Source organism: Xanthomonas sp. NCPPB 3200 (assembly GCF_056393585.1).
Window position 1 is genome coordinate 1197194 of record NZ_CM150785.1, and the last position, 23309, is coordinate 1220502.

Here is a 23309-nt window from a genome sequence, read left to right on the forward strand (position 1 = left end):
GCCCGGTACCATTGTCAGACCTCAGACCAACCACGGAGTTTCCCGTGAGCCAAGACACCAACGTGCAGGATGCGGCCAGCGGCCCGCAGATCACCCTGTATTCCTCCGCCATTTGCCCGTACTGCGTGGCGGCCAAGAACTTCCTCAAGAGCAAGGGCCGGACCTGGACCGAGGTGCGCATCGACCTGGATCCGGCCGAGCGCAACAAGATGGTTGCGCTGGCCAAGCGCACCAGCGTGCCGCAGATCTTTGTCGGCGACGTCCATGTGGGCGGTTACGACGACATGATGGCGATGCACCGGGCCGGCAAGCTCGAGCCCTTGCTGGCCGGCAACACAGGCGGCCAGGCATGAGCGAGACCGGCAGCGGCAGCGACGACCGGCTGCGCGAGTTCACCGAATTCCGCCAGCGCATGAACCAGCGCATCCTGGCCGAGCCCAACCAGGTGGTGCGCCGGTTCTTTGCGCTGGACACCCAGACCTACCAGGCGGGCGCGCTGGATGTGAAGACCAAGGAACTGCTCGGCCTGGTCGCCTCGATGGTGCTGCGCTGCGACGACTGCATCAGCTACCACGTCGCCCAGTGCAAGGAGGCCGGCGTGACCCGCGAGGAATTCTTCGAAACCTTCTCGGTCGGCCTGGTGGTCGGCGGCTCCATCGTCATCCCGCATCTGCGTCGCGCGGTGGACTTCCTCGACCAGCTCGACGGCGGCGCCCCGGCACCGGAGCAGCACGCGCACGGGTGAGTGGGTGGGAGGGGGAGAGGTGATTCGGAATTGGTAACGGCGGGCGAGGGCGCGTGCCGCCTGTTGTTGGCGGCTTTGCGTTGAGGTGGTCCGATTTGGGCACCGGCCGCTGGCTGGGACGGCAGGTGCTTTCAGGCAGCTGCACTGAAGTTGTGCCTGCAGGCGGTGGTACGCGCGGCCGTTCGCTGCACCGAATGGCTGCCGTGCGCATCCGGGGGCTCTTAGACCAAGGTCGGTTTGGGCGCCTTCACCGGCATCGGGCATAATTGCCTGTGAAACCTCCTTGCGCCGCTCTGCCGGGTATTGCGGCTGGCGCTCCCCCCTTCAAGTTCGGAAACCCAACGTTATGACGCAGACAATCACGGTCATCCGCGGCGACGGTATCGGCCCGGAGATCATGGATGCCACGCTGTTCGTGCTCGACGCGCTGCAGGCTGGCCTGACCTACGAGTACGCCGACGCTGGCCTGGTCGCGCTGGAAAAGCACGGCGATCTGCTGCCCGAGTCCACCCTGGCCTCGATCACCAAGAACAAGGTGGCCCTGAAAAGCCCGCTGACCACCCCGGTCGGCGAGGGCTTCAGCTCGATCAACGTCGCCATGCGTCGCAAGTTCGACCTGTACGCCAACGTGCGTCCGGCCAAGTCGTTCCCCAACACCAAGTCGCGTTTCGCCGATGGCGTGGACCTGATCACGGTGCGTGAGAACACCGAAGGCGCCTACCTGAGCGAAGGCCAGACCGTGTCCGAGGACGGCGAGACCGCGTTCTCCGGCGCCCGCGTCACCCGCAAGGGCTCCGAGCGCATCGTGCGCTACGCCTTCGACCTGGCGCGCGCCACCGGCCGCAAGAAGGTCACCGCGGTGCACAAGGCCAACATCATCAAGTCGACCTCGGGCCTGTTCCTGAAGGTGGCACGCGATGTGGCCACGCAGTACCCGGAAATCGAATTCCAGGAAATGATCGTCGACAACACCTGCATGCAGCTGGTGATGCGTCCTGAGCAGTTCGACATCATCGTGACCACCAACCTGTTCGGCGACATCATCTCCGACCTGTGCGCCGGTCTGGTCGGCGGCCTGGGCCTGGCCCCGGGCGCCAACATCGGTGTGGACGCGGCGATCTTCGAGGCCGTGCATGGCTCGGCGCCGGACATCGCAGGGCAGGGCAAGGCCAACCCGTGCGCGCTGCTGCTGGGTGCCGCGCAGATGCTGGACCACATCGGTCAGCCGCAGAACGCCGAGCGCCTGCGCGAAGCGATCGTGGCCACCCTGGAAGCCAAGGATTCGCTGACCCCCGACCTGGGCGGCACCGGCAACACCATGGGCTTCGCCAAGGCCATCGCCAGCCGCCTCTGAGCGACACGGCGACAGCAAAAAAAAAAGGGCGCCCAGGCGCCCTTTTTTTGCGTTGAGTCCAGGGATTTGGGGAGTCGCTCTTACGAATCCCCAATTCCGACGCTCGATTCCCCGCTCAATTCCGCGACTGCAGCTTCGACAGCAAGCGCAGGAACTCGATGTACAGCCACACCAGCGTCACCATCAGGCCGAACGCGCCATACCACTCCATGTGCTTGGGAGCGCCCTGTTCGACACCGCTTTCGATGAAGTCGAAGTCCAGCACCAGGTTCAGTGCAGCCACCACCACCACGAACAGGCTGAAGCCGATGCCGATCAGGCCCGAGTCGTGGATGAAGGGGATGCGCACGCCGAACAGGCCCAGCACGATGGTCGCCAGATACACCAGCGCAATGCCGCCGGTGGCTGCCACCACGCCCAGCTTGAAGTTCTCGGTGGCCTTGATCATGCCGCTGCGATAGGCAAACAGCAGCGCGAACATGGTGCCGAAGGTCAGCAGGACCGCCTGGAACACGATGCCGTTGAAACGCGCCTCGTAGACTGCCGAGATCGAGCCCAGGAAGAAGCCTTCCACCAGCGCGTACAGCGGCGCAGTGACTGGGGCCCAGGTCGGCTTGAAGCTGGTCGCCAGTGCAAACACCAGCCCGCCGATCGCGCCGGCGATCATGTACAGCCGCGCGGCAGGCAACGGAGCGCCATCGGCCCCGATCGACTGCGACCAGGCGAAGGCGGCGGTGACCACTGCCATCAGCAACAGCAGGCCGGTCTTGTTGACGGTGCCGTTGAGCGTCATCGCCTGACCATCGCGGGTGACTACCGAGCCGGAACCGAGGTCGAGGAAGGTGGATTCCCGAAGGGCGGGATTGCCGCTACGCATGCGTGTTCTCCATGAAATGTAGATGCCTGCCGACTTGGCGAGCGATGCCGCGAGGATACCGGATCGTCCGATTTACACAGAGTGATTGACAGCAAGCCCAATCATTCCCAAAATAGCCGACCTTTCCAGCCTTCGGGATTGAAAGGTCCCGCCGGGGTATAGCGCAGTCTGGTAGCGCGCCTGCTTTGGGAGCAGGATGTCGGGGGTTCGAATCCCTCTACCCCGACCATTCCGAGCTCTTGACGGCGTGGGAATGCGAAGTTCGGTCCGGGCGCCCGTAGCTCAACCGGATAGAGCACCGGCCTTCTAAGCCGGCGGTTACAGGTTCGAGTCCTGTCGGGCGCGCCATCGGCGGTGCGGTAGGAAGTAGGTTTCAGTGGTGGCTGTAGCTCAGCTGGTTAGAGTACTGGATTGTGATTCCAGATGTCGGGGGTTCGAGTCCCCTCAGCCACCCCACTGATTGCAGGAAAAGTTGGACCCGATGCATCGCGGGGTGTTGCAACGACGCAAAAACGCGCATACAATGTGCGATCAGTTTCAGGGCCGTTAGCTCAGTTGGTAGAGCAGTTGACTCTTAATCAATAGGTCCAAGGTTCGAATCCTTGACGGCCCACCAAACAAAAGCACTTAGGCATCCGCCTAAGTGCTTTTCTTTTTGTGCTGAGGAAAAGATGACGCAAGGAATCGGCTGCAGCTTCGCTGTCGTCTCGGTCGGCGGCCGCGGCAACGCAGTGCCGATCTCGGCCGGGCACGATGTCTGGCTTGTGTCAGGTGCGCAATCGCCACCGGTCGTCGCTGCCCGGTCGAGCGAGCGCACATGAGGCCTGCTGTGTCCGGAGCATTGCGGCATTCGATCCTGGGCCAGGTTGGCGTCTTCGCGATCGTCGGTCCTCCGCTCGGCGGGCTGCTGGGCCTGGTGCTGTTGACCCAGTTCGACCTGCTGACCGCGTTGTTGATCGTTGCCTGGTCCTACGGCCTGGTGTTGCCGGTGATTGCCTGCGCCGCGGCGGGATGGCTGTGTGCGCGCATCTGTGCCTGGCGGTACCGTGGGCGCCGGCCCAACCTGCTGGTCCACGTTGGCATCGGTGCGTTGAGCGGTCTGCTCTCGACCGGGGTGATCGTGCTGCTGCTGGCGATCATCGGCGGCTGGTCGATGATGTCCGACCGCACGGTCATGCTGACGCTGCTGCAGTGTGGTCTGGCGGCAGGTGGCGCCTGCGCCGTGCTTGTCTGGCTGATGTGGTCGCGCCTGGCAGTGTCGCCTCGCGCGAGGTGACGGGCCGCCAGGCAACGTCCATCAGCATGCGCAGCAAGAGGTTCTTTGCTGCACTGGATGGCGCTTACGACCTTGATGCGGTGCGCTACGCCTGATCGGCGACGGGCAACTGCAGCCGTGGTCGCTTACGGCGATGCGGCGGTCGCCGGCGCCGCGCTCTGCTGCATGCGTGGGAACGCCAGCGTAAAGCATGCGCCCTGGCCGGGCGCCGATGTCACTTCGACAAAGCCACCTGCCTGACGGACCGCGCTGTACACCTGCGCCAGCCCCAGGCCCGCGCCTTTGTCGGCATCCTTGGTGGTGAAATACGCTTCGAACAGGTGCGCCTGCACGTGCGCATCCATGCCATGCCCGTTGTCGGCCACGGCGATGGTGACGTAGCGCCCGGCCGGCCTGGCCAGGCTGGCCTGTTCTTCAGCGACCACGGCGTCGCCGGTCTCCACGCGAATGACGCCGCCACCCTGGCAGGCATCGCGGGAGTTGATCACCAGGTTCAAAATGGCGCGTTCCACCGTGTGGCGATCCACCATTGCGCAGCATCCACCTTCGGTGGTGCGCAGCTGCAATTGCAGATCCGCGCCGACCACCTGTTCGAGCAGGGGGCCGAGCTGTTCGGTCAAGGCCGCCAGGTCCACCGATTCCGGGCTGTACGGATATTGCCGCGAAAACCCGACCAGGCGCTGTGCCATGACCGAGCCATGTTGAAGCGCCGCGTCGGCCACGCTCAACAGCTTGGCATCGTGCGCATCGATCCTGGCGCGCTGTACCACCAGTTCGATGGCCGAGGTTGCCGCCTGCAGCACGTTGTTCAAATCGTGCACCACGCCGGCCAGCAGTTGTCCTACCGCTTCGCCCTTTTGCGCCTGCTCGGAAATCTTTTCGGCGGCGCTCTGTGCGGCGCGCGCAATGTCCAGGTCGCCTTCGATGCGCTCTTGCAGGTCGCGCAGGCTGTGCAGTTCGCTCGACAGCGAATGTTCGCGCGCGCGCGCCATGCGCAGCACGCCGCTGGAAAACGCGCGCTCTGCGGCCAGGGTCGAATCCAGTGTGCGAAACGCGGTCTCCAGCGCGCGGCGGTCGGAGATGTTCCTGCTCACCGCCAGGATTGCTTCGACCTTGCCAAGCGCATCGAACAGCGGGCTGGTGACGACCTGCCAGATCTGGCGCACGCCGGCGAAGTTCACGCCGGCGGCCTCGAATTCCTGGATCGAACCGGCACGGGAGCCGGCGATGGCCGCATCCACCAGCCCGGCTGCCTCCGCTGGCCACAGGTCGCGCCACTTCCGCGCGATCAGTTGATCCTGATGACTGGCGCCAAGCTCGGTCAGGCCATTGACGTTGATGGCCGTAATCCGCCCATCGAGGTCGATCTCCTTGATGCAGTCGCGGGACAGGGCCACGATCTGCCGATACCGATCTCTCATCGCGATGACTGCCTCTACTGGTGTTAACGGAATTTTAGCGAACCTAGGCTTTACCCAGCGCTAGCGGGGCGGAAGGTACGCCGCTAGGCCGGGTGGCATGATGAATGCATTTACCTTTAGTGTGTCGGATTCAGGGCCGCCTTGCATCGTGCTGCCCGTGCGGGCGGCAGGCACGCAAGCCGGCTCCTGTTTCTACCAGCCGCATCGCCCTCGCGATGCTTTTTCTTTCCCGGCATCCCTGCAACAATGGCCGGGCTGGCAGCATCGCGAAAGTGGCGGAATTGGTAGACGCACCAGATTTAGGTTCTGACGCCGCAAGGCGTGGGGGTTCGAGTCCCCCCTTTCGCACCAATGCAGTGCGGCCGTGCGTGTTCCGGCCGCTTCCCGCCGCAGGCCTGGGGGCTTTCCATTGCGCGGCGCAGTGACGCGTATTCCGCTGGCAGCGGCCGCCGTTATCGGCGAAACTACAAGGCTCGGCGGCTTTCTCGCCATCCGTCAACCCGCATCTTCCATCTCGTGCCGACGCTTGTGCAGTCGGTGGCAGGAGTCAACATGCAAGCATCGATCGAATCCACCGGCAATCTGGAACGCCGCCTGACCTTCACCCTGCCGCAGGAGCGCCTGGAGACGCATGTCGGTGGCCGCCTGCGCGAACTTGCGCGGACCACGCGCATCAAGGGTTTCCGCCCGGGCAAGGTACCCACCAAGGTCATCGAGCAGCGCTTCGGTCAGCAGGTGCGTGCCGAGGCGATGGAAGGCCTGCTGCGTGAGACCTTCGATTCGGCGGTGCGGGAGCATTCGCTGCGTCTGGCCGGCAACCCGCGTATCGACCAGGGCGAGAGCGATTTCGACTTCGTCGCCACCTTCGAAGTGGTGCCGGATTTCGGCGATATCGACGTGGCCAAGCTGTCGGTGGTGCGTCATACCGCCGAAGTGACCGATGCCGACATCGATCAGATGATCGAGAACCTGCGTCTGCAGCGCCGCACCTGGAACCCGGTCGAGCGCGGCGCGCAGGTCGGTGACCTGGTGGCGCTGGAGACCTGGTCGCAGGCCGGCGACGAGCGTCTGCCCGCCGAAGGCGTGGAAACCGGCAGCAGCGTGCTGGGCTCGGGCGTGATGTTCGACCAGATCGAAAAGGGCCTGGAAGGCCTGGCCAAGGGCGAAGACAAGACCCTGACCATCGACTTCCCGGCCGAGTGGCGCGTGCCGCAGCTGGCCGGCAAGACCGTGCAGGTGCACGTCAAGGCGGTCGAGGTCTCCGAGCCGGTGCTGCCGGTGGTGGACAAGGAGTTCATCAAGAGCTTCGGCGTGAAGAGTGGCGATGCCGAGCAGTTCCGCGCCGACATCCGTACCAACCTGGAGCGCGAGCTCAAGGGCGCGCTGATGAACCGCCTGCGTCGCGAAGTGGGCGAGCAGCTGATCGCCGCCTATGCGCACGTGGAAATGCCGCCGCGTCTGGTTGAGAACGAAGCCCGTTCGATGCTGGCGCAGCAGGTCGAGCAGGTCCGCCGCAGCGGCCGCAACCCGGGCGAGATTCCGGCCGATGCCCACCAGGGTTTCATGGACGCGGCTGCCAAGCGCGTGCTGGTCGGTCTGCTGGTGGGCGAGGTGGCCCGTCGCAACGAGCTGCGCCTGGAATCCAAGCGCGTCAGCGAAACGCTGCGTCTGATCGCCTCGACCTACGAAGAGCCGGAGCAGGTCATTGAGATGTACCGCAACGACCCCCAACTGATGAGTGGACTGCAGAGCCGTGTCATGGAAGAGCAGGTGATCGACTGGATCGCCGAGCGCGCCCAGCACACCGAGCAGTCGCTGTCGTTCCAGGACGCCATTCGGGTCTAAGGTAAGCGACCGCGTGACACCAACCCGCATCCCGATGGCTGGGATGCGGATGTCAAACCCGGGCATCGGCGCAAGCCGCTGCCACTACAGGAAGACTGATGAGCATTGTGACCAAAGCCCTGAACCTGGTGCCGATGGTGGTCGAACAGACCAGCCGCGGCGAGCGTGCGTATGACATCTACTCGCGTCTGCTGAAGGAGCGTCTGATCTTCCTGGTCGGTCCGATCGACGACCACATGGCCAACGTGATCGTGGCCCAGCTGCTGTTCCTGGAAGCGGACAACCCGGAAAAGGACATCAGCATCTACATCAATTCGCCGGGCGGCGTGGTCACCGCCGGCATGGCGATTTACGACACCATGCAGTACATCAAGCCGGACGTGAGCACCATCTGCGTCGGCCAGGCCGCCTCGATGGGCGCGCTGTTGCTGGCATCGGGTGCGGCCGGCAAGCGCTATGCGCTGCCGAACTCGCGCGTGATGATCCACCAGCCGCTGGGTGGCTTCCAGGGCCAGGCCACCGATATCGACATCCATGCGCGCGAGATCCTGACCCTGCGTTCGCGTTTGAACGAGATCCTGGCCAAGCACACCGGCCAATCCCTGGAGACGATTGCGCGCGATACCGAGCGCGACAACTTCAAGAGTGCGGTCGATGCGCAGGCCTATGGCTTGGTCGACCAGGTGCTGGAACGCCGTCCGGAAGAGTCGATCCAGCCGTCTTGATCGCCAGATTGCTGAAATTGCAGGAAAAACCGGCAGGGTCGGGCTGGGCGGATGTCCTCCCGACCCTGTGCTATTCTCGAAATCGAACCCCCGTGCATCGGGTGGGGTAACTGGGTAACAGAAGCATGAGCGAAGACCGCCAAGGTCGTTCCGGCGACAGCAACAAGATTCTCTACTGCTCGTTCTGCGGTAAGAGTCAGCATGAAGTCCGCAAGCTGATTGCCGGTCCCAGCGTATTCATCTGCGATGAGTGCGTTGAGCTGTGCAACGACATCATCCGCGAGGAACTCGAAGAGAAGGCGCAGTCGGCACGCTCCAGTCTGCCCAAGCCGCGCGAGATTCTTGAGGTGCTGGATCAATACGTGATCGGGCAGTTGCGCGCCAAGCGCACGCTCGCCGTGGCGGTGTACAACCACTACAAGCGTATCGAGAGCCGCAGCAAGAACGATGACGTCGAGCTGGCGAAATCCAACATCCTGCTGGTCGGTCCGACCGGCTCGGGCAAGACGCTGCTGGCCGAAACGCTGGCGCGCCTGCTCAATGTGCCGTTCACGATCGCCGATGCCACCACGCTGACCGAAGCCGGCTATGTCGGCGAGGACGTGGAAAACATCATCCAGAAGCTGCTGCAGAAGTGCGATTACGACGTCGAGAAGGCCCAGCAGGGCATCGTCTACATCGACGAAATCGACAAGATCTCGCGCAAGAGCGAGAACCCGTCGATTACCCGCGACGTGTCCGGCGAAGGCGTGCAGCAGGCGCTGCTGAAGCTGATCGAAGGCACGGTGGCCTCGGTGCCGCCGCAGGGCGGTCGCAAGCATCCGCAGCAGGAATTCCTGCAGGTCGACACCAAGAACATCCTGTTCATCTGCGGCGGCGCGTTCGCCGGGCTGGACAAGGTGATCCAGCAGCGTTCCAACGATGCTGGCGGTATCGGCTTCGGCGCCAAGGTCAAGAGCAGTGAGCGCAAGCAGGAAGTCGGCAAGATCCTGGCCGAGGTCGAGCCGGAAGATCTGATCAAGTTCGGCCTGATCCCCGAGTTCGTCGGCCGCCTGCCGGTGGTCGCCACGCTCGAGGAACTGGACGAGCCGGCGCTGATCAAGATCCTGACCGAGCCCAAGAACGCCATCACCAAGCAGTTCAAGAAGCTGTTCGACATGGAAGGCGTGGAGCTGGAGTTCCGCCCCGATGCGCTGTCGGCGATCGCCAAGAAGGCGCTCAAGCGCAAGACCGGCGCGCGAGGTCTGCGCACCATCGTCGAATCGGTGCTGCTGGATACGATGTACGAGTTGCCCTCGCAGGAAAATGTCAGCAAGGTGGTGGTGGACGAGTCGGTGATCGAGCACAAATCCGAGCCGTATCTGATCTACCAGGCGCAACCGGCGCCGGCCAAGGCCGCGTCCGGCGACTGAGGCCTGGATGCCGTCGCGCCGGGCCCCGGCCTCGCTCGCGGATAAAGGGTTTCCGAACGCTACTTGCAACACCTGGCCGATGGCCCCATAACGGGGCCATCGGCTTTTTTTACGCCCCAAAACCCCCATTCCTGCGGAGCGCCCCATGGCCCAGTCCCAACCAGAAGTTCTCGATCTGCCGGTGTTGCCGCTGCGCGACGTGGTGGTGTTTCCGCACATGGTGATTCCGCTGTTCGTCGGCCGTGACAAGTCGATGCGCGCGCTGGAAAAAGCCATGGAGGCGGACAAGCGCATCCTGCTGGTTGCGCAGAAGTCGGCCGAAACCGACGACCCGACCGCCAGCGACCTCTATACCGTCGGCACGCTCGCGCAGGTGCTGCAACTGCTCAAGTTGCCCGACGGCACCATCAAGGTGCTGGTCGAAGGTCTGTCGCGGGTCACCGTCGACAAGGTCGTCGAGCTGGATGGCGCACTGCAGGGCCAGGGCATCGAGATCGAAGCCAGCGACGCGCGCGAGCCGCGCGAAGTGGAGGCCATCGCGCGTTCGCTGATGTCGCTGTTCGAGCAGTACGTCAAGACCAACCGCAAGCTGCCGCCGGAGCTGCTGCAGACCCTGGCCGGCATCGACGAGCCGGGGCGTCTGGCCGACACCATCGCCGCGCACATTGGCGTGCGCCTGGCCGACAAGCAGCGCCTGCTGGAAATCACCGAGATCGGCGAGCGGCTGGAGCTGCTGGTCGGGCTGGTGGACGGCGAGATCGATGTGCAGCAGCTGGAAAAGCGCATCCGCGGCCGCGTCAAGTCGCAGATGGAAAAGAGCCAGCGCGAGTACTACCTCAACGAGCAGATGAAGGCGATCCAGAAGGAGCTGGGCGATCTGGACGATGCGCCGGGCGAGCTGGAGGAACTGGCGCGCAAGATCGCCGAGGCGGGCATGCCCAAGCCGGTCGAGACCAAGGCCAAGGCCGAGCTCAACAAGCTCAAGCAGATGTCGCCGATGTCGGCCGAAGCGGCCGTGGTGCGCAACTATCTGGACTGGCTGCTGGGCGTGCCGTGGAAGAAGCGCACCAAGGTCCGCAAGGACCTGAAGGTCGCAGAGGACACCCTGGACGCCGATCACTACGGCCTGGACAAGGTCAAGGAACGCATCCTCGAGTATCTGGCGGTGCAGTCGCGCGTGAAGCAGATGAAGGGCCCGATCCTGTGCCTGGTCGGGCCGCCGGGCGTGGGCAAGACCTCGCTCGGGCAGTCGATCGCCAAGGCGACCAACCGCAAGTTCGTGCGCATGAGCCTGGGCGGTATCCGCGATGAGGCCGAGATCCGTGGCCATCGCCGGACCTATGTCGGTTCGATGCCCGGCCGCCTGGTGCAGAACCTCAACAAGGTCGGCAGCAAGAACCCGCTGTTCCTGTTGGACGAGATCGACAAGATGTCGATGGACTTCCGTGGCGACCCGTCCTCGGCGCTGCTGGAGGTGCTCGATCCGGAGCAGAACAACTCCTTCAACGACCACTACCTGGAAGTGGACCTGGACCTGTCGGAGGTGATGTTCGTCGCTACCTCCAACTCGCTCAACATTCCCGGTCCGTTGCTGGACCGCATGGAAGTCATCCGCATCCCCGGCTACACCGAGGATGAGAAGCTCAACATCGCCATGCGTTATCTGGTGCCCAAGCAGATCAAGGCCAACGGCCTGAAGCCGGAAGAGATCGAGATCGGCAGCGATGCGATCCAGGACATCGTGCGTTACTACACGCGCGAATCGGGCGTGCGTAACCTCGAGCGTGAAGTGGCCAAGATCTGCCGCAAGGTGGTCAAGGAGATCGCGCTTGCCGGCCCGCAGCCGGATGCCAAGAAGGTGGTCGCCAAGAAGGGCAAGCCCAAGGCCCTGGTCACGGTCAACGCGAAGAATCTCGACAAGTATCTGGGCGTGCGTCGCTTCGATTTCGGCCGTGCCGAAGAAGAGAACGAAATCGGCCTGGTCACCGGTCTGGCCTGGACCGAAGTCGGCGGCGAGCTGCTGCAGGTCGAGTCCACGCTGGTGCCGGGCAAGGGCAACCTGATCCTGACCGGTCAGCTCGGCAACGTCATGAAGGAATCGGCATCGGCCGCCTTGTCGGTGGTGCGTTCGCGCGCCGAGCGACTCGGCATCGACGTGGATTTCCTGCAGAAGCAGGACGTGCACGTGCATGTGCCCGATGGCGCGACACCGAAGGATGGCCCGAGCGCCGGTATCGCGATGGTGACCTCGCTGGTGTCGGTGTTGACCAAGGTGCCGATCCGCGCCGATGTGGCGATGACCGGCGAGATCACCTTGCGTGGTCGCGTGTCGGCGATTGGCGGCCTGAAGGAGAAGTTGTTGGCAGCGTTGCGCGGTGGCATCCGCACCGTGCTGATCCCCGACGAGAACCGCAAGGATCTTGCTGACATCCCGGCCAACGTCACGCGCGATCTGAAGATCGTGCCGGTCAAGTGGATCGACGAAGTGCTGGATCTCGCGTTGGAACGTCCGTTGGCACCGAAGAAGGTGGGCAAGGAAAAGGCCCGCAAGACGGCTTCGCGGGTTGCGGTCCGCGGCAAGTCGCGCACTACTCCCGGTACCCGCGTCAAGCACTAAAACCGCTTGTCTAAACCCAGGCAAAACAAGCCAAAACCCGCGTCGTTATTGGGTTTTGGCTTGCGTGCGGTTGGGGGCGCTGGTATAAATGCACGACTCGTGGGCGCGGCAAATTGTGATGCGTCATGCGATACCACTTGTGTCGGGTTCTTCGCTAACGGCAAGAGCGCCGATTGTCGATTCCGCGGCATCTGCCGCAAAGGGAGTTTCAAGAATGAATAAAACCGAATTGATCGATGGCGTTGCCGCTGCCGCTGACATCTCCAAGGCTGAGGCCGGCCGTGCTGTTGACGCGGTTGTGAGCGAAATCACCAAGGCGCTGAAGAAGGGCGATGCCGTCACCCTCGTCGGCTTCGGCACCTTCCAGGTCCGCGCGCGCGCTGAGCGTACCGGCCGCAATCCGAAGACCGGCGACAGCATCAAGATCGCTGCTTCGAAGAATCCTGCATTCAAGGCTGGCAAAGCCCTGAAGGATGCAGTAAACTAATCGACTCGCTAGGGTGCTTAGCTCAGCGGTAGAGCGTCTCCCTTACACGGAGAGGGTCGGGGGTTCGAAACCCTCAGCACCCACCATTAAGCACCAGGCAAATGTTTCAAGCGCGGAGCGGTAGTTCAGCTGGTTAGAATGCTGGCCTGTCACGCCGGAGGTCGCGGGTTCGAGTCCCGTCCGCTCCGCCAGTTATACCGAAGCCCCTGAGCGATTGGGGGCTTCGTTTTCTCCACCGGATTCGCATTGCGGAAATGGTGGAGAAGCAGCAGTCCAAGTTTAAAGCGGAGCGGTAGTTCAGCTGGTTAGAATGCTGGCCTGTCACGCCGGAGGTCGCGGGTTCGAGTCCCGTCCGCTCCGCCAGTTATACAAAGCCCTCGGCTCCGTGCCGGGGGCTTTTTTTTGGCCGCTATGGCGGCAATTGCGCGCCCAAAGCCATGTCGGATCCGGTGCGGTGCGGGATTGGGCTGGGTGCCCGGCGTCAGGCGCGTTACACTGCGCGGCTCGCCCACAGGCCGTGATTTGCCAATGCTGCAGAAACTTCGCGACAAGACGTCAGGCTGGATCGCTACCGCCATCCTGGGGTTGCTGATGATTCCGTTCCTGTTCGTCATCGACAACAGCTACCTCGGCGGCATTGGCGCCAATAACGTGGCCAAGGTGCAGGCACCGCCGACATGGTGGAAATCGGCACCGTCGTGGTGGCCGGTCTCGCTGCTGTGGCAGCACCATGAAATCAGTACCCAGGATTTCCGCGTCCGCTTCGAGCAGGCACGCATGCAGGAGCGGCAGCGCCAGGGCGAGAATTTCGATCCGCGCACGTTCGAATCCCGCGAAAACAAATTGCAGGTGCTCGACCAGTTGGTCGACGAGCAAGTGGTGCGTCTGGGGGCCGAAGATGCCGGCATCGTGATCGGCGATGCGACGGTGCGCGATTACATCGCCGGCATTCAGGCGTTCCAGGTCGACGGCAAATTCAGCCCCGACCAGTACCGCGCTGCACTTGCGCAGGGCACGCCGCCGCGCACGCCGGCGCAGTTCGATGCGTTGGTGCGCGACAGCCTGCAGCAGTCGGTGATTCCGCAGGCGATTGCCGAGTCGGGCTTTGCGACCAAGGCCGAGTTCGAGCGCTTGCTCAAGCTGATGGGCGAAACGCGTGACGTGCAGCTGGCCATGCTGCCGCCACCGGCCGCCGATACCGCGCCGGTCAGCGATGCACAGATCAAGCAGTGGTACGACGGGCATACCCAGGATTTCCGTCAGCCGGAGACGGTGACGATCGAGTATGTCGAACTCGATGCCGCCAAGTTGCCGCCGGCAACCGCCGCTGACGAGGCGACGCTGCGCAAGCGCTACGACGAAGAGAAGGCGCGTTTTGTCGAGCCGGATCAACGTCTGGCGTCGCACATCCTGATCACCGCCGGTAGCGATCCTGCTGCGCAGAAAGCCGCCGAGGAAAAAGCGGCCAAGCTGGCTGCGGAAGCCAAGCAGCCCGGTGCCGATTTCGCCGCATTGGCCAAGGCCAATTCGCAGGACCCCGGTTCCAAGGGCGCTGGTGGCGATCTTGGCTGGGTCGAGAAGGGCACGATGGTCAAGCCGTTTGAAGATGCCTTGTTCTCGATGAAGGCTGGCGAGGTGGTCGGCCCGATCAAGAGCGAGTTCGGTTACCACGTGATCCAGCTGCGCGAGGTCAAGGGCGGCCAGGGCAAGTCGTTCGAGCAGGTGCGCGATCAGCTCGCCGCCGAGCAGCTCAAGGCCGATGCCGACAAGGCATTTACGGATGTGAGCGGCAAGCTGGTGGATCAGGTCTACAAGAATCCCACCGCGCTGGAGCCGGCAGCCAAGCAGGTCGGTCTGCCGGTGCAGACGTTGGGTCCGTTCTCGCGCGCCGATGCCAGCGGTATTGCGGCCAATCCGGCGGTGCTGCGTTCGGCATTCTCCGAAACGCTGGTGCAGGACGGCACGGTGAGCGATCCGATCACCATCGGTCCGAACCACAGCGTGGTGTTGCGTGTGACCAACCACACCGCCGAGGCGGCCCTGCCGTTGGACAAGGTGCGCGAGAAGGTGATCGCCGCCGTCCGCGCGGACCGCACCGAGAAGGCCGCCGCAGCGGCTGCCGACGCGTTGCTGGCACGTGTGCAGAAAGGCGAGACCCTGCAGGCGCTGGCCGCCAGCGAGAAGTTGCAGGTGCAGCCGATCCCGGGCTTGCCGCGCACCGCGCCGATTCCGACGCCGGCGGCAAACCGCGCTATCTTCAGCGCGCCGCGTCCGGCCGACGGCAAGCCGTCGGTGGGCAAGGTGGAGCTGGATGGCGGGCGCTTTGCGGTATTCGTCATCAGCAAGGCGACTCCGGGCGACCTGAAGCAGATGCCGGCCGAGCAGCAGACCATGCTGCGCGAGCAGCTGAGCCAGATCGACGGCAACAATGCGGCGCAGGCGTACGTCAAGGAAATGCGCAAGCGCTACAAGATCCAGATCGAAGAGGCGCAGCTGTAACCGCTGCTGTTCGACTGGTGGAGAAAGAGCCCGGGGAACCGGGCTTTTTCTTTGGCCGATGCCGTCGTGGGCAGGTGCCAGCGTTCGTGTGGAGTATCCCGCCGCTGGCGCTGCGGCGAGTCTGTGGTTGCGTGGACCAGGCACTGCGATGGCCCGCCGCAACTGATCTGGCGTCGTGCGCATTGCCATCCGTTTGGGATAGGTCTGCCGGGGTTGCGGATTTCGCGCGTCAGGATTGCAGGCGTGCGGTTGCGAAGACGTGCGTCATTCAACGTGCTGATCTGCCGGGCCAATCTGCCAGGCCAGAAAAGCCAGCGTCGGGTTGCGCGTTTGGTGCGCCTACGGGTGGCTGCCTGTCGGTTGGCGGCAGATGCTGCAAGCGCGCTCAATCAACTGCGATGTCGGTCGGCTTGCAACGATAGCGGGCCAATCGGCTGCGAGTACGCCCGTTTCCGATTCCACCCGTGTCCGATTCCATACGGCGTCGCTAGCAGCGCACGCAAAAGGTAAGTGTCAGGCGCTCTCTTCGAAGCCGACCTACGCCTGCGCAGCGCGGTGCTCAACTTCCCCATGCACAACATCGGCGAAAAGCATGCCGCTGCAGTGTCAGCAGCGCCGGAACAGCGCCGGACGCAGGCGACTTAGGTCAGGGTGTGTCTTCGAACGACAACACCATGCCGGGCTTCAGCACGGCACGCTTGTCCAGGCCATTGCTGGTCAGCAGTGCCGTGACTGTCACGCCGTAGCGGCGTGCGATGGCCCAGGCGGATTCGCCGTTGCGGACCGTATGCGTGGTGCGCGCCTGTGGCCTGGAGGCATCCGTCGTCGCGGCGGCAACGACCGTGGGAGCGGCAGCGTTGTTGTCCGCAGTGCTGCCCGTGTCGGCAGATGCGACCGCGGCACCTGTCGCACCTGGCTGCGCAGGGGCGATCGGGGCGAGCACATGCACGCCCCGCGGTGCGGCGCGCGCGCTGGCCAGCGCCGGATTCAGCCGGGCCAGCAGCTGCGGCTCGATGTCGCGTTGTCCCGCAAAGGCGTTGAGACTGGTGCCGGCCGGCAATGCATGTTCGGTGAGTACCGGTACCGGGCGGTCGAGCGAGGTCAGCAGATTGCCCTGCTGCTGCGCATGGTCCAGCACACAGGCGAGCGCGTGCAGCTTTTCCACGTACTCGTAGGTGACCTTGGACATGCCGGGCAATTCGGACGGGCGAGCGTTCTGCGCGTTCATGCCGGCCGTGCGCATGGCCTGCAGCACGCGATACTCGCCCGCGTTGTAGGCCATCAGCGCCAGGCGCCAATCGCCGCCGAACATGCCATACAGCGTCTTGAGATAACGCACCGCCGCGGTGGTGGAGTCCACTGCCGAGAGGCGTCCGTCGTATTGCGCGCCAACCGGCACATGGTGGTTGCGCGCAGTGGTAGCGATGAACTGCCAGAGGCCGGCGGGGCCACTGCCGTTGCGGGCGCCCGGGCGATAACCGCTCTCGACGAACGGAATCAGCGCAAATTCGGTCGGCATGTCGGCTTCGCGCAATTCATCGACCACGTAGCCGAACAGCGGCAAGACATCCTGTGCGTCGTCTGCCAGACGGGCCGGCGCGCGCGAGAAATGTTGTTCCCAGCGGGTGTCGCTATGTTCGCTGTCGCAGCCAGGATCGGCGCGACCGTCCAGGAACGACGAAAAGATCTCCCGACCGTTGCGCACCTGGGGTGTGGCGGTCTGGGCGATCGAGCTCTCTGCGGGTTTGGAGCGGCTTGCGTCGTTGGACGATGCGGCTGCGGGTGCGATGACCGCCGATGCGGTCAGCACTGCCAGAAGCAGGCGCCTCATGCGCGAAATTCGTCTTTCCAGCGCCGAAGTTCGGCGAAAACGTCAACTTCAGAGGAAATTGCCCCACCTGCGCGAGATGCCACGGCAGCGCGGATTTCGGGACTGCTGGTGCGTAAGAACGGATTGGTGGCCAGTTCACTCTTGAGCGAAATCGGCAGGGTAGGACGGGCTGCATGACGCATGGCCTGGGCTTCCTGTTGACGGCGCTGCAAGGCAGCGTTGGTGGGATCGACGTGCAGCGCAAAGGCCGCATTGGCCAAGGTGTATTCATGGCCGCAACACACGAGCGTTTCGCCAGGCAGGGAGGCCAGGCGCTGCAACGCGTCGAACATCTGAGGAGCGGTACCTTCGAACATCCGCCCACAGCCTAGGCTGAACAGGGTATCACCGCTGAACAGATGGCGTTCGGTCACGAAGGCGATATGGCTGCGGGTATGGCCGGGCACTTCCAGCACATCGAAGCTGTTGCCAAGCAGGCTCAAGCGATCACCCTGGCCCACCCGGTGGGCGTCTGCCGGGATGCGTTCGTCGGCCGGACCGTACAGCGCAAGGTCCGGCCAACGCTGCTGCAGCGCTGCCACGCCGCCAATGTGGTCGGCATGGTGGTGGGTCAGCAGGACGGCGCTGGGGCTGAAGCCTTCGCGCTCTGCGGCGGCGAACACCGGCTCGGCTTGGCCCGGATCGACGATGACTGCGCGGCCATCGCTGGCGACCAGCGCCCAGATGTAGTTGTCGTCGAATGCGGGCAGGGCGGTCAGTCGCATAGAATTGGGACCATGCCTGCCACGCCATTCTCCCGTCAAGCTGGCGTCTCATCCTGGTTTGAAACAGGTGCAGGGCGCAGCCTGCTCCTGCTGGAGCGCAAATTGGCGCTTGCGGCGTTGCAGACGCGTCCGTCGCAGCCCTGGCTGTGGCTGACGCCGACGCCCGAGTTGCCGCCGCGCGAGCTGCTGCAAGGGCGCGGACTGCGGCTGTCTCGCAGCGCTGGCCGCTTTGCGGGCGACGCGCGTTGCGCCATGCCGTTTCCGTTGCCGACCGAAAGCCTGCAGGCCATCGTGGTGCAGCATGCGGTGGTGGGCGGCGCGGCGGAATTCCTGGCCGAAAGCGAGCGGTTGCTGATGCCGGGCGGGCGGCTATGGCTGTTCACGCTCAATCCGCTGAGCCCGTACCGCTTTCGCTGGGCGCGGCGCGGTCCGGTGGCGCTGCGGCCGGATCGCTGGCGGTTGCTGGCGCAGCGTGCGGGGCTGCAATGCGTGGAGACCGAACGCTACCTGGGGCCGATCTGGCGCACCGGGCGTGGCGTTACCGGCACCGATCGCGCACCCTGGCGCGCGGTGTATCTGCTCGAAGTGGAAAAGCGCGCCGCCGCTTCGATCGGGCCGACCCCGATCGCGATGCCCTCGCGCTGGCCGCAGCCTGTAGCCACGATCTGACGACCGACCACTTTCCAAACACCAGAAGCTGATGAAATCCATTGAAGTGCATACCGACGGCTCCTGCCTCGGCAATCCCGGGCCGGGCGGTTGGGCGGCCCTGTTGCGTTACAACGGCCGCGAGAAGGAGTTGTCCGGCGGCGAAGCCACATCCACCAACAACCGCATGGAGTTGATGGCGGCAATCATGGCGCTGGAAACGCTCACCGAGCCATGCCAGATCGTGCTGCATACCGACTCGCAATACGTGCGCCAGGGCATCACCGAGTGGATGTCCGGCTGGGTGCGCCGCGGTTGGAAAACCGCCGGCGGCGACCCGGTCAAGAACCGTGAACTGTGGGAGCGGCTGCATGCGGCCACGCAACGCCACAGCATCGATTGGCGTTGGGTGAAAGGCCACAATGGCGACCCGGACAACGAGCGCGTCGACGTGCTCGCCCGCAATCAGGCCATCGCCCAGCGCGGTGGCAGCGCAACCGCGTAAGCAATCAGCAAGAGGATTCATGCGTCAGATCATTCTCGATACCGAAACCACCGGCCTGGAATGGCGCAAGGGCAACCGCGTTGTCGAAATCGGTGCGGTGGAGCTACTGGAGCGGCGCCCGAGCGGCAACAACTTCCATCGCTACCTGAAGCCCGATTGCGATTTCGAACCGGGTGCGCAGGAAGTGACCGGGTTGACCCTGGAGTTCCTGGCCGACAAGCCGCTGTTTGCCGATGTGGTCGAGGAGTTCCTGGCCTACATCGACGGCGCGGAGCTGATCATCCACAACGCCGCGTTCGATCTGGGCTTCCTGGACAACGAGCTGTCGCTGCTGGGCGACAACTACGGCCGTATCGTCGAGCGTGCCACCGTGGTGGATACCCTGATGATGGCGCGTGAGCGCTATCCGGGGCAGCGCAACTCGCTGGATGCCTTGTGCAAGCGCCTGGGCGTGGACAACTCGCATCGCCAGTTGCATGGCGCCTTGCTCGATGCGCAGATCCTGGCCGATGTGTACATCGCGCTGACCTCGGGCCAGGAAGAGATCGGCTTTGCCAGCGCCGATACCGGCCAGCGCAGCGAGCATGGCGAGGGCATGATCACCTTCGATCCGGCGCTGCTGTTGCCGCGCGCGCGAGTGGTGGTGACCGCGTCGGAGTCGCAGGCGCACGAGGCGCGTCTGGCATACCTGCGCAAGAAGGCCGGGCGCGCGCTGTGGGATGCGCCGGTCGAAGAGGTGGCTGCTGCCGGGTAGTGCGGCTTTCGCAACGGGTGTCCGGCTGTCGCGCGGGGCGGCGATGTAGTGGGAGTGCAGTGCGTAGTTGGTGCCCGGCGAGGCCGCGAATTGCGCGCCCGGAATGGCTACCGCGCGGGTTCGATGCCCGAGCTTGGCTTTGCCAACAAAGCGATGTCTCTCTGGTCTAGTGCGGAGCGGGATGATGTTGCTCTTCGCTGCAGGCCGGTGATCTGCGGCTTGGCTGCAGGGCCCTTGCCCGCCCACCATCGCGGGACACGCCGCAAGTACGTCCGTGTAGGCTCTTACGCGGCATCCATGCCGCGTCAGGTCCCGCGACGGTGGGCGGGCAAGGACTTGTCGAGATGGTCGGTGTGCATGGTATTCAACTAGGCAGCCGACTCACGCTCTGGTGCAGTGCTCTCGACGCCTCCGGGATCCTTGGCGGCCTGGATGCCGCCAGGGAGTCTTCAGGGCTAGATTGACGGCGTGGTCCGCAGGCGGTGAGGACATCGCGCCCTCGACCGACCAGGCGTTTGTCTGCATCCAACCATATGCGGCCAACGAAATTCTGCGCTCACCGCCAGCCGGGCGCTCGCTAGGTCTTGTTGGCCGCTTTCAGTAGCTGCGCACCAGGATCGCAGTGATGTTGTCCGAGCCGCCGCCATCGAGTGCGGCGGCGACCAGGCATTCGACACATTCCTGCGCGCTGCAATCGGCCTGCGACAGGGTCGCGGCGATCGCGGCATCGTCGACTTCTTCGGTGAGACCGTCGCTGCACAGCAGCAGTTGCATGCCGGATTTGAGCTCACCCTGCATGGTGGCGACATTGAGGTGGACCGGATCGGTGACGCCCAGCGCCTGGGTCACCACGTTGCGATGCGGATGCGCGCGTGCCTGCTCGCTGGTCAGCGTGCCCTGGGCGATCAGTTCCTGCACATAGCTATGGTCCTGGCTCAGCTGCGCCAGCCGGCCGTCGCGCCACAGATATGCGCGGCTGTCGCCGACCCAGGCCACTTCGAAGCGCTGGCCCAGCACGCGCGCGGCGACGACGGTGGTGCCCATCGGCAAGGTGTCGTTGCAGCGACGCGAGGTCTTGATGATCTCTTCGTCGGCGATGCGTACCGCCTGGGCCAGCGGGGTGCCGGCGCGCACCTCGCGCACGATGGTTTCGCGCGCCAGGGCGCTGGCCACCTCGCCACAGGCATGCCCACCCATACCATCGGCCACCAGCCACAGCCCCAGTTCGCTGTCGCCGTAGTACGTGTCCTCGTTGAGGTCACGGCGCAGGCCGACATGGGTAAGGTGTCCGAATTCGAGCATGGGGGCGGGTCGCCAAGGAGGGAGGTGCGTGACCATCATCGCGGCGCGGCCGGCCCGCAGCAACACGCCGATCGCCGGTGCCGCAGGGCGGGTTCACGCCCGGACCTTCGATCGTGCCGGCGATGCCGGCCCGGGCCGCTTGTAGCTGGGCGCCGGTGCCCGTATGATGCACGGCCCCAGGACACTGGGGACCATCTGGAGAGGTGGCAGAGCGGTTGAATGTACCTGACTCGAAATCAGGCAGGCGTTTATAGCGCCTCGGGGGTTCGAATCCCCCCCTCTCCGCCAGATTGAGGCGAGCAGTTGTGCCAGTGCCGCGTGAGTTTCGCCGGCGGCATTGGGGGGTGAGAAGCCCCGGGTTCGACAGACAGCAGCGCTGTCTGCACGGCGAAGCCGCCCGCAGGGCGAAGGCACGGAGTGCCGAGTGAATCCCCCCCCTCTCCGCCAGATTCGCATCAGCCCCCGCAAGGGGGCTTTTGTTTATGTGTCGCCGCCGCGCGCTGCTGTGCTGGCTACAATCCGCCCGATATCCGTTGGAGGCCTGTCATGTCCGAGATCCTGGTGCCCGTGTCCTTTGGTGAGCTGCTCGACAAGATCGCGATCCTGCAGATCAAGTCCGAGCGCATGAGCGACCCCGTCAAGTTGGCCAACGTGCGCAGCGAGCTGTCCGCGCTGGAGACCAGCTGGATGGCGCATCCGGCCGCCGGCCACGACATCGTGCGTCTGCGTGCTGCGCTCAAGGCCGTCAACGAGCGGCTATGGGTGATCGAGGACGACATCCGGCTCAAGGAGCAGGCGCAGACCTTCGACGACGGCTTCGTGCAGCTGGCGCGCAGCGTCTATATCGAAAACGACGAACGTGCGCGCATCAAGAAAGAGATCAACCTGGCGCTGGGTTCGTCGTACGTGGAAGAGAAGTCGTATCAGGACTACCGCGCTAGCGGTGTCTGAGAGCCGCTGACTGCAGGTCTGCGTAACCGATAGACGTGGTGGTCGGTGGGTGCGCGGCGCTTTCTGGTGCGCCGCCACACTTCGAGTCGGCCGGCACCGCGGTGATTGGCTGCCGCGCGCGTGAGTCGGCGGTGTTTCGCTCTTGTGTTCCCGGCTGTCCTGGGCGTCTGCGCCACGGCGCAGCGCGCAGCTGCGCCGCGATCGAACGCCTGTTCGAGTGCCGATCCGACGCTGATCTTCAGTGCGGATGATCGCTGCGATAACGCTCGAATGCGGCGATCGCATCGTCCACGGTGATCAGCGCCATCACCTGGTCGAACTCGATCTTGGTGCCCCATTTCAGCTGGTCGGCCGGCTTGCCTAGGTATTTGCGGGCGGCCGCGTCGTAACGGTCTACGCAATAGCGCACGTCCGAGTAAGGGCCGCTGCGCAGCGGGTTGCTGGCCGCATGCAGGCCGAGCACCTTGGTGCCCATCGCGTTGGCGATGTGCATCGGCCCGGAATCGGGGGTGACCACCAGCTCTGCGCGGGCGAGCAGGGCGGGGAGTTGTTTGAGCGTGTCCTTGCCGACCAGGTCCAGCAACGGCGTGCGCGCGGCTGCGACGATGGCATCGGCGGTGCTGCGTTCCAGCTCGCTACGGCCACCGCACAGCACGACGCGCCAGCCTTGCGCTGCAGCGTGGTCGGCCAGCGCGGCATGGCGGTCGGGATACCAGTTGCGGCGTGCGTGGCTGGAGCACGGCGAAATCATCAGCACCGGGCGGCCATCGTCGTCCCATTGCGCGCGTGCCCAGCGATGCGCCTCGTCGGGGACCGGCAAGTCCCAGCGCACCTGGGTCTGGGTCAGGCCGAGCGGCTGCGCGAAGCTGCCGATGGCGTCGAGCACGTGGATGCCGGGGCGGTCGGCGATGCGCTCGTTGACGAACAGGCCGTGCAGGTCCTTGGAACGGCTGCGGTCATAGCCGATCCGCCGCCGCGCCGGCACGAAGGCCGACAGCACATTGGCGCGCAAGGCCACCTGCATCTGCAGCAGCGCATCGAAGCGACCCAATGGCGCCAGCGAGCGGCGGAGCGCGCGCATGCCGGCCACGCCGGTGCGCTTGTCGTAGGCATGGAACTGCACGCCAGGCAGGCCGTCGAGCAATTTCAGCCCGGCCTTGTCGATGATCCAGTGCAGCTGGCTTGCCGGAAACCCCGCCTGCAGGGTGCGCACCAGCGGCACCACATGGGTGACGTCACCCAGGGCGGACAGGCGCAGCAGGCATAACGAGGCGGGCGTAGAAGCCATGGTGTTGT

The 23309-nt window shown here is 64.6% G+C and carries 20 protein-coding genes and 9 tRNA genes; 23 read left to right on the forward strand and 6 right to left on the reverse strand.

From position 1 onward, the window contains the following. The first annotated feature begins 44 nt into the window (after positions 1–44). From grxC to AC06DU_RS05170, 3 genes are all read left to right on the forward strand, one after another. Positions 45–353 (forward strand): glutaredoxin 3, encoded by a 309-nt coding sequence (gene grxC / locus AC06DU_RS05160; RefSeq protein WP_016902239.1) that lies wholly within the window; start codon positions 45–47, stop codon positions 351–353. Beyond that, complete coding sequence (locus tag AC06DU_RS05165) at positions 350–745, forward strand: carboxymuconolactone decarboxylase family protein (protein ID WP_046345833.1); 396 nt, start codon at positions 350–352, stop codon at positions 743–745. The genes grxC and AC06DU_RS05165 overlap by 4 nt, the downstream gene beginning before the upstream one ends. Positions 746–1091: 346 nt before the next feature. Beyond that, positions 1092–2099, forward strand: coding sequence for an isocitrate dehydrogenase (locus tag AC06DU_RS05170; RefSeq protein ID WP_005998180.1), 1008 nt, complete (start codon positions 1092–1094; stop codon positions 2097–2099). Positions 2100–2214: 115 nt separating this feature from the next. On the opposite strand, the gene AC06DU_RS05175 is transcribed toward AC06DU_RS05170, so the two are convergent. Continuing rightward, positions 2215–2976, reverse strand: coding sequence for a Bax inhibitor-1/YccA family protein (locus AC06DU_RS05175; protein WP_039523860.1), 762 nt, complete (start codon positions 2974–2976; stop codon positions 2215–2217). 152 nt (positions 2977–3128) lie between these two features. Between AC06DU_RS05175 and AC06DU_RS05180 the strand changes: the two genes are divergently transcribed. The 5 genes from AC06DU_RS05180 to AC06DU_RS05200 all read left to right on the forward strand — a co-directional run bounded on the left by AC06DU_RS05180 (position 3129) and on the right by AC06DU_RS05200 (position 4252). Further along, positions 3129–3205: transfer RNA gene (locus tag AC06DU_RS05180), tRNA-Pro, on the forward strand. A gap of 42 nt (positions 3206–3247) precedes the next feature. Beyond that, positions 3248–3324: transfer RNA gene (locus AC06DU_RS05185), tRNA-Arg, on the forward strand. Positions 3325–3355: 31 nt separating this feature from the next. Beyond that, a tRNA-His gene (locus AC06DU_RS05190) sits at positions 3356–3432 on the forward strand. Positions 3433–3516: 84 nt separating this feature from the next. Continuing rightward, positions 3517–3592: transfer RNA gene (locus tag AC06DU_RS05195), tRNA-Lys, on the forward strand. 201 nt (positions 3593–3793) lie between these two features. After that, complete coding sequence (locus AC06DU_RS05200; protein ID WP_227023902.1) at positions 3794–4252, forward strand: hypothetical protein; 459 nt, start codon at positions 3794–3796, stop codon at positions 4250–4252. 125 nt (positions 4253–4377) lie between these two features. On the opposite strand, the gene AC06DU_RS05205 is transcribed toward AC06DU_RS05200, so the two are convergent. Next, a complete protein-coding gene (locus AC06DU_RS05205; RefSeq protein WP_478203717.1) occupies positions 4378–5673 on the reverse strand; it encodes a sensor histidine kinase in 1296 nt (431 codons plus the stop codon). Between the two features lie 266 nt (positions 5674–5939). On the opposite strand from AC06DU_RS05205, the gene AC06DU_RS05210 reads away from it, so the two are divergent. The 10 genes from AC06DU_RS05210 (at position 5940) to AC06DU_RS05255 (ending at position 15258) form a co-directional block, all read left to right on the forward strand. After that, positions 5940–6024: transfer RNA gene (locus AC06DU_RS05210), tRNA-Leu, on the forward strand. Positions 6025–6225: 201 nt separating this feature from the next. After that, entirely contained in the window at positions 6226–7518 is a 1293-nt protein-coding gene (tig, locus tag AC06DU_RS05215) for a trigger factor (RefSeq protein WP_024938422.1), read from the forward strand. A gap of 98 nt (positions 7519–7616) precedes the next feature. After that, the gene (gene clpP / locus AC06DU_RS05220; protein ID WP_002806026.1) at positions 7617–8243 is read left to right on the forward strand and encodes an ATP-dependent Clp endopeptidase proteolytic subunit ClpP; all 627 of its coding nucleotides are present in this window, start codon (positions 7617–7619) and stop codon (positions 8241–8243) included. Positions 8244–8368: 125 nt separating this feature from the next. Beyond that, positions 8369–9655 carry an ATP-dependent Clp protease ATP-binding subunit ClpX gene (gene clpX, locus AC06DU_RS05225; RefSeq protein ID WP_003483788.1) on the forward strand — a complete coding sequence of 429 codons (1287 nt, stop codon included), beginning with the start codon at positions 8369–8371 and terminating at the stop codon, positions 9653–9655. A gap of 145 nt (positions 9656–9800) precedes the next feature. Beyond that, positions 9801–12272 (forward strand): endopeptidase La, encoded by a 2472-nt coding sequence (lon, locus tag AC06DU_RS05230; protein WP_104553644.1) that lies wholly within the window; start codon positions 9801–9803, stop codon positions 12270–12272. 214 nt (positions 12273–12486) lie between these two features. Beyond that, on the forward strand, positions 12487–12759 hold the full coding sequence (locus tag AC06DU_RS05235; protein ID WP_024938423.1) for an HU family DNA-binding protein: 273 nt from the start codon (positions 12487–12489) through the stop codon (positions 12757–12759). 11 nt (positions 12760–12770) lie between these two features. Next, a tRNA-Val gene (locus AC06DU_RS05240) sits at positions 12771–12845 on the forward strand. 28 nt (positions 12846–12873) lie between these two features. After that, positions 12874–12950, forward strand: a tRNA-Asp gene (locus AC06DU_RS05245). 95 nt (positions 12951–13045) lie between these two features. Next, positions 13046–13122, forward strand: a tRNA-Asp gene (locus tag AC06DU_RS05250). A 165-nt stretch (positions 13123–13287) separates the two neighbouring features. Then, complete coding sequence (locus AC06DU_RS05255) at positions 13288–15258, forward strand: peptidyl-prolyl cis-trans isomerase (RefSeq protein ID WP_478203719.1); 1971 nt, start codon at positions 13288–13290, stop codon at positions 15256–15258. Positions 15259–15904: 646 nt separating this feature from the next. On the opposite strand, the gene AC06DU_RS05260 is transcribed toward AC06DU_RS05255, so the two are convergent. After that, positions 15905–17089, reverse strand: coding sequence for a lytic transglycosylase domain-containing protein (locus tag AC06DU_RS05260; protein ID WP_478203721.1), 1185 nt, complete (start codon positions 17087–17089; stop codon positions 15905–15907). Further along, positions 17086–17853, reverse strand: coding sequence for a hydroxyacylglutathione hydrolase (gloB, locus tag AC06DU_RS05265; RefSeq protein WP_024938426.1), 768 nt, complete (start codon positions 17851–17853; stop codon positions 17086–17088). Before gloB ends, AC06DU_RS05260 begins: the two co-directional genes overlap by 4 nt. 12 nt (positions 17854–17865) lie before the next feature. Here gloB and AC06DU_RS05270 point away from each other — a divergent pair, with 12 nt between their 5' ends. The 3 genes from AC06DU_RS05270 to dnaQ are packed head-to-tail and all read left to right on the forward strand — an operon-like array spanning position 17866 to position 19760. Further along, complete coding sequence (locus tag AC06DU_RS05270; protein ID WP_478203723.1) at positions 17866–18522, forward strand: hypothetical protein; 657 nt, start codon at positions 17866–17868, stop codon at positions 18520–18522. Between the two features lie 31 nt (positions 18523–18553). After that, the gene (rnhA, locus tag AC06DU_RS05275; protein ID WP_024938428.1) at positions 18554–19006 is read left to right on the forward strand and encodes a ribonuclease HI; all 453 of its coding nucleotides are present in this window, start codon (positions 18554–18556) and stop codon (positions 19004–19006) included. Positions 19007–19025: 19 nt separating this feature from the next. Continuing rightward, positions 19026–19760 carry a DNA polymerase III subunit epsilon gene (dnaQ, locus tag AC06DU_RS05280; RefSeq protein ID WP_024938429.1) on the forward strand — a complete coding sequence of 245 codons (735 nt, stop codon included), beginning with the start codon at positions 19026–19028 and terminating at the stop codon, positions 19758–19760. Between the two features lie 597 nt (positions 19761–20357). Here the strand turns inward: dnaQ and AC06DU_RS05285 are convergent. Then, a complete protein-coding gene (locus tag AC06DU_RS05285; protein WP_024938430.1) occupies positions 20358–21062 on the reverse strand; it encodes a PP2C family protein-serine/threonine phosphatase in 705 nt (234 codons plus the stop codon). Positions 21063–21259: 197 nt separating this feature from the next. Between AC06DU_RS05285 and AC06DU_RS05290 the strand changes: the two genes are divergently transcribed. Beyond that, positions 21260–21350 (forward strand) — tRNA-Ser (locus AC06DU_RS05290). Positions 21351–21608: 258 nt separating this feature from the next. After that, the gene (locus AC06DU_RS05295) at positions 21609–22013 is read left to right on the forward strand and encodes a DUF6165 family protein (RefSeq protein ID WP_102252645.1); all 405 of its coding nucleotides are present in this window, start codon (positions 21609–21611) and stop codon (positions 22011–22013) included. A 238-nt stretch (positions 22014–22251) separates the two neighbouring features. Here the strand turns inward: AC06DU_RS05295 and AC06DU_RS05300 are convergent, their stop codons facing one another. Continuing rightward, positions 22252–23301 carry a glycosyltransferase family 9 protein gene (locus tag AC06DU_RS05300; RefSeq protein ID WP_024938432.1) on the reverse strand — a complete coding sequence of 350 codons (1050 nt, stop codon included), beginning with the start codon at positions 23299–23301 and terminating at the stop codon, positions 22252–22254. Positions 23302–23309: the final 8 nt, after the last annotated feature.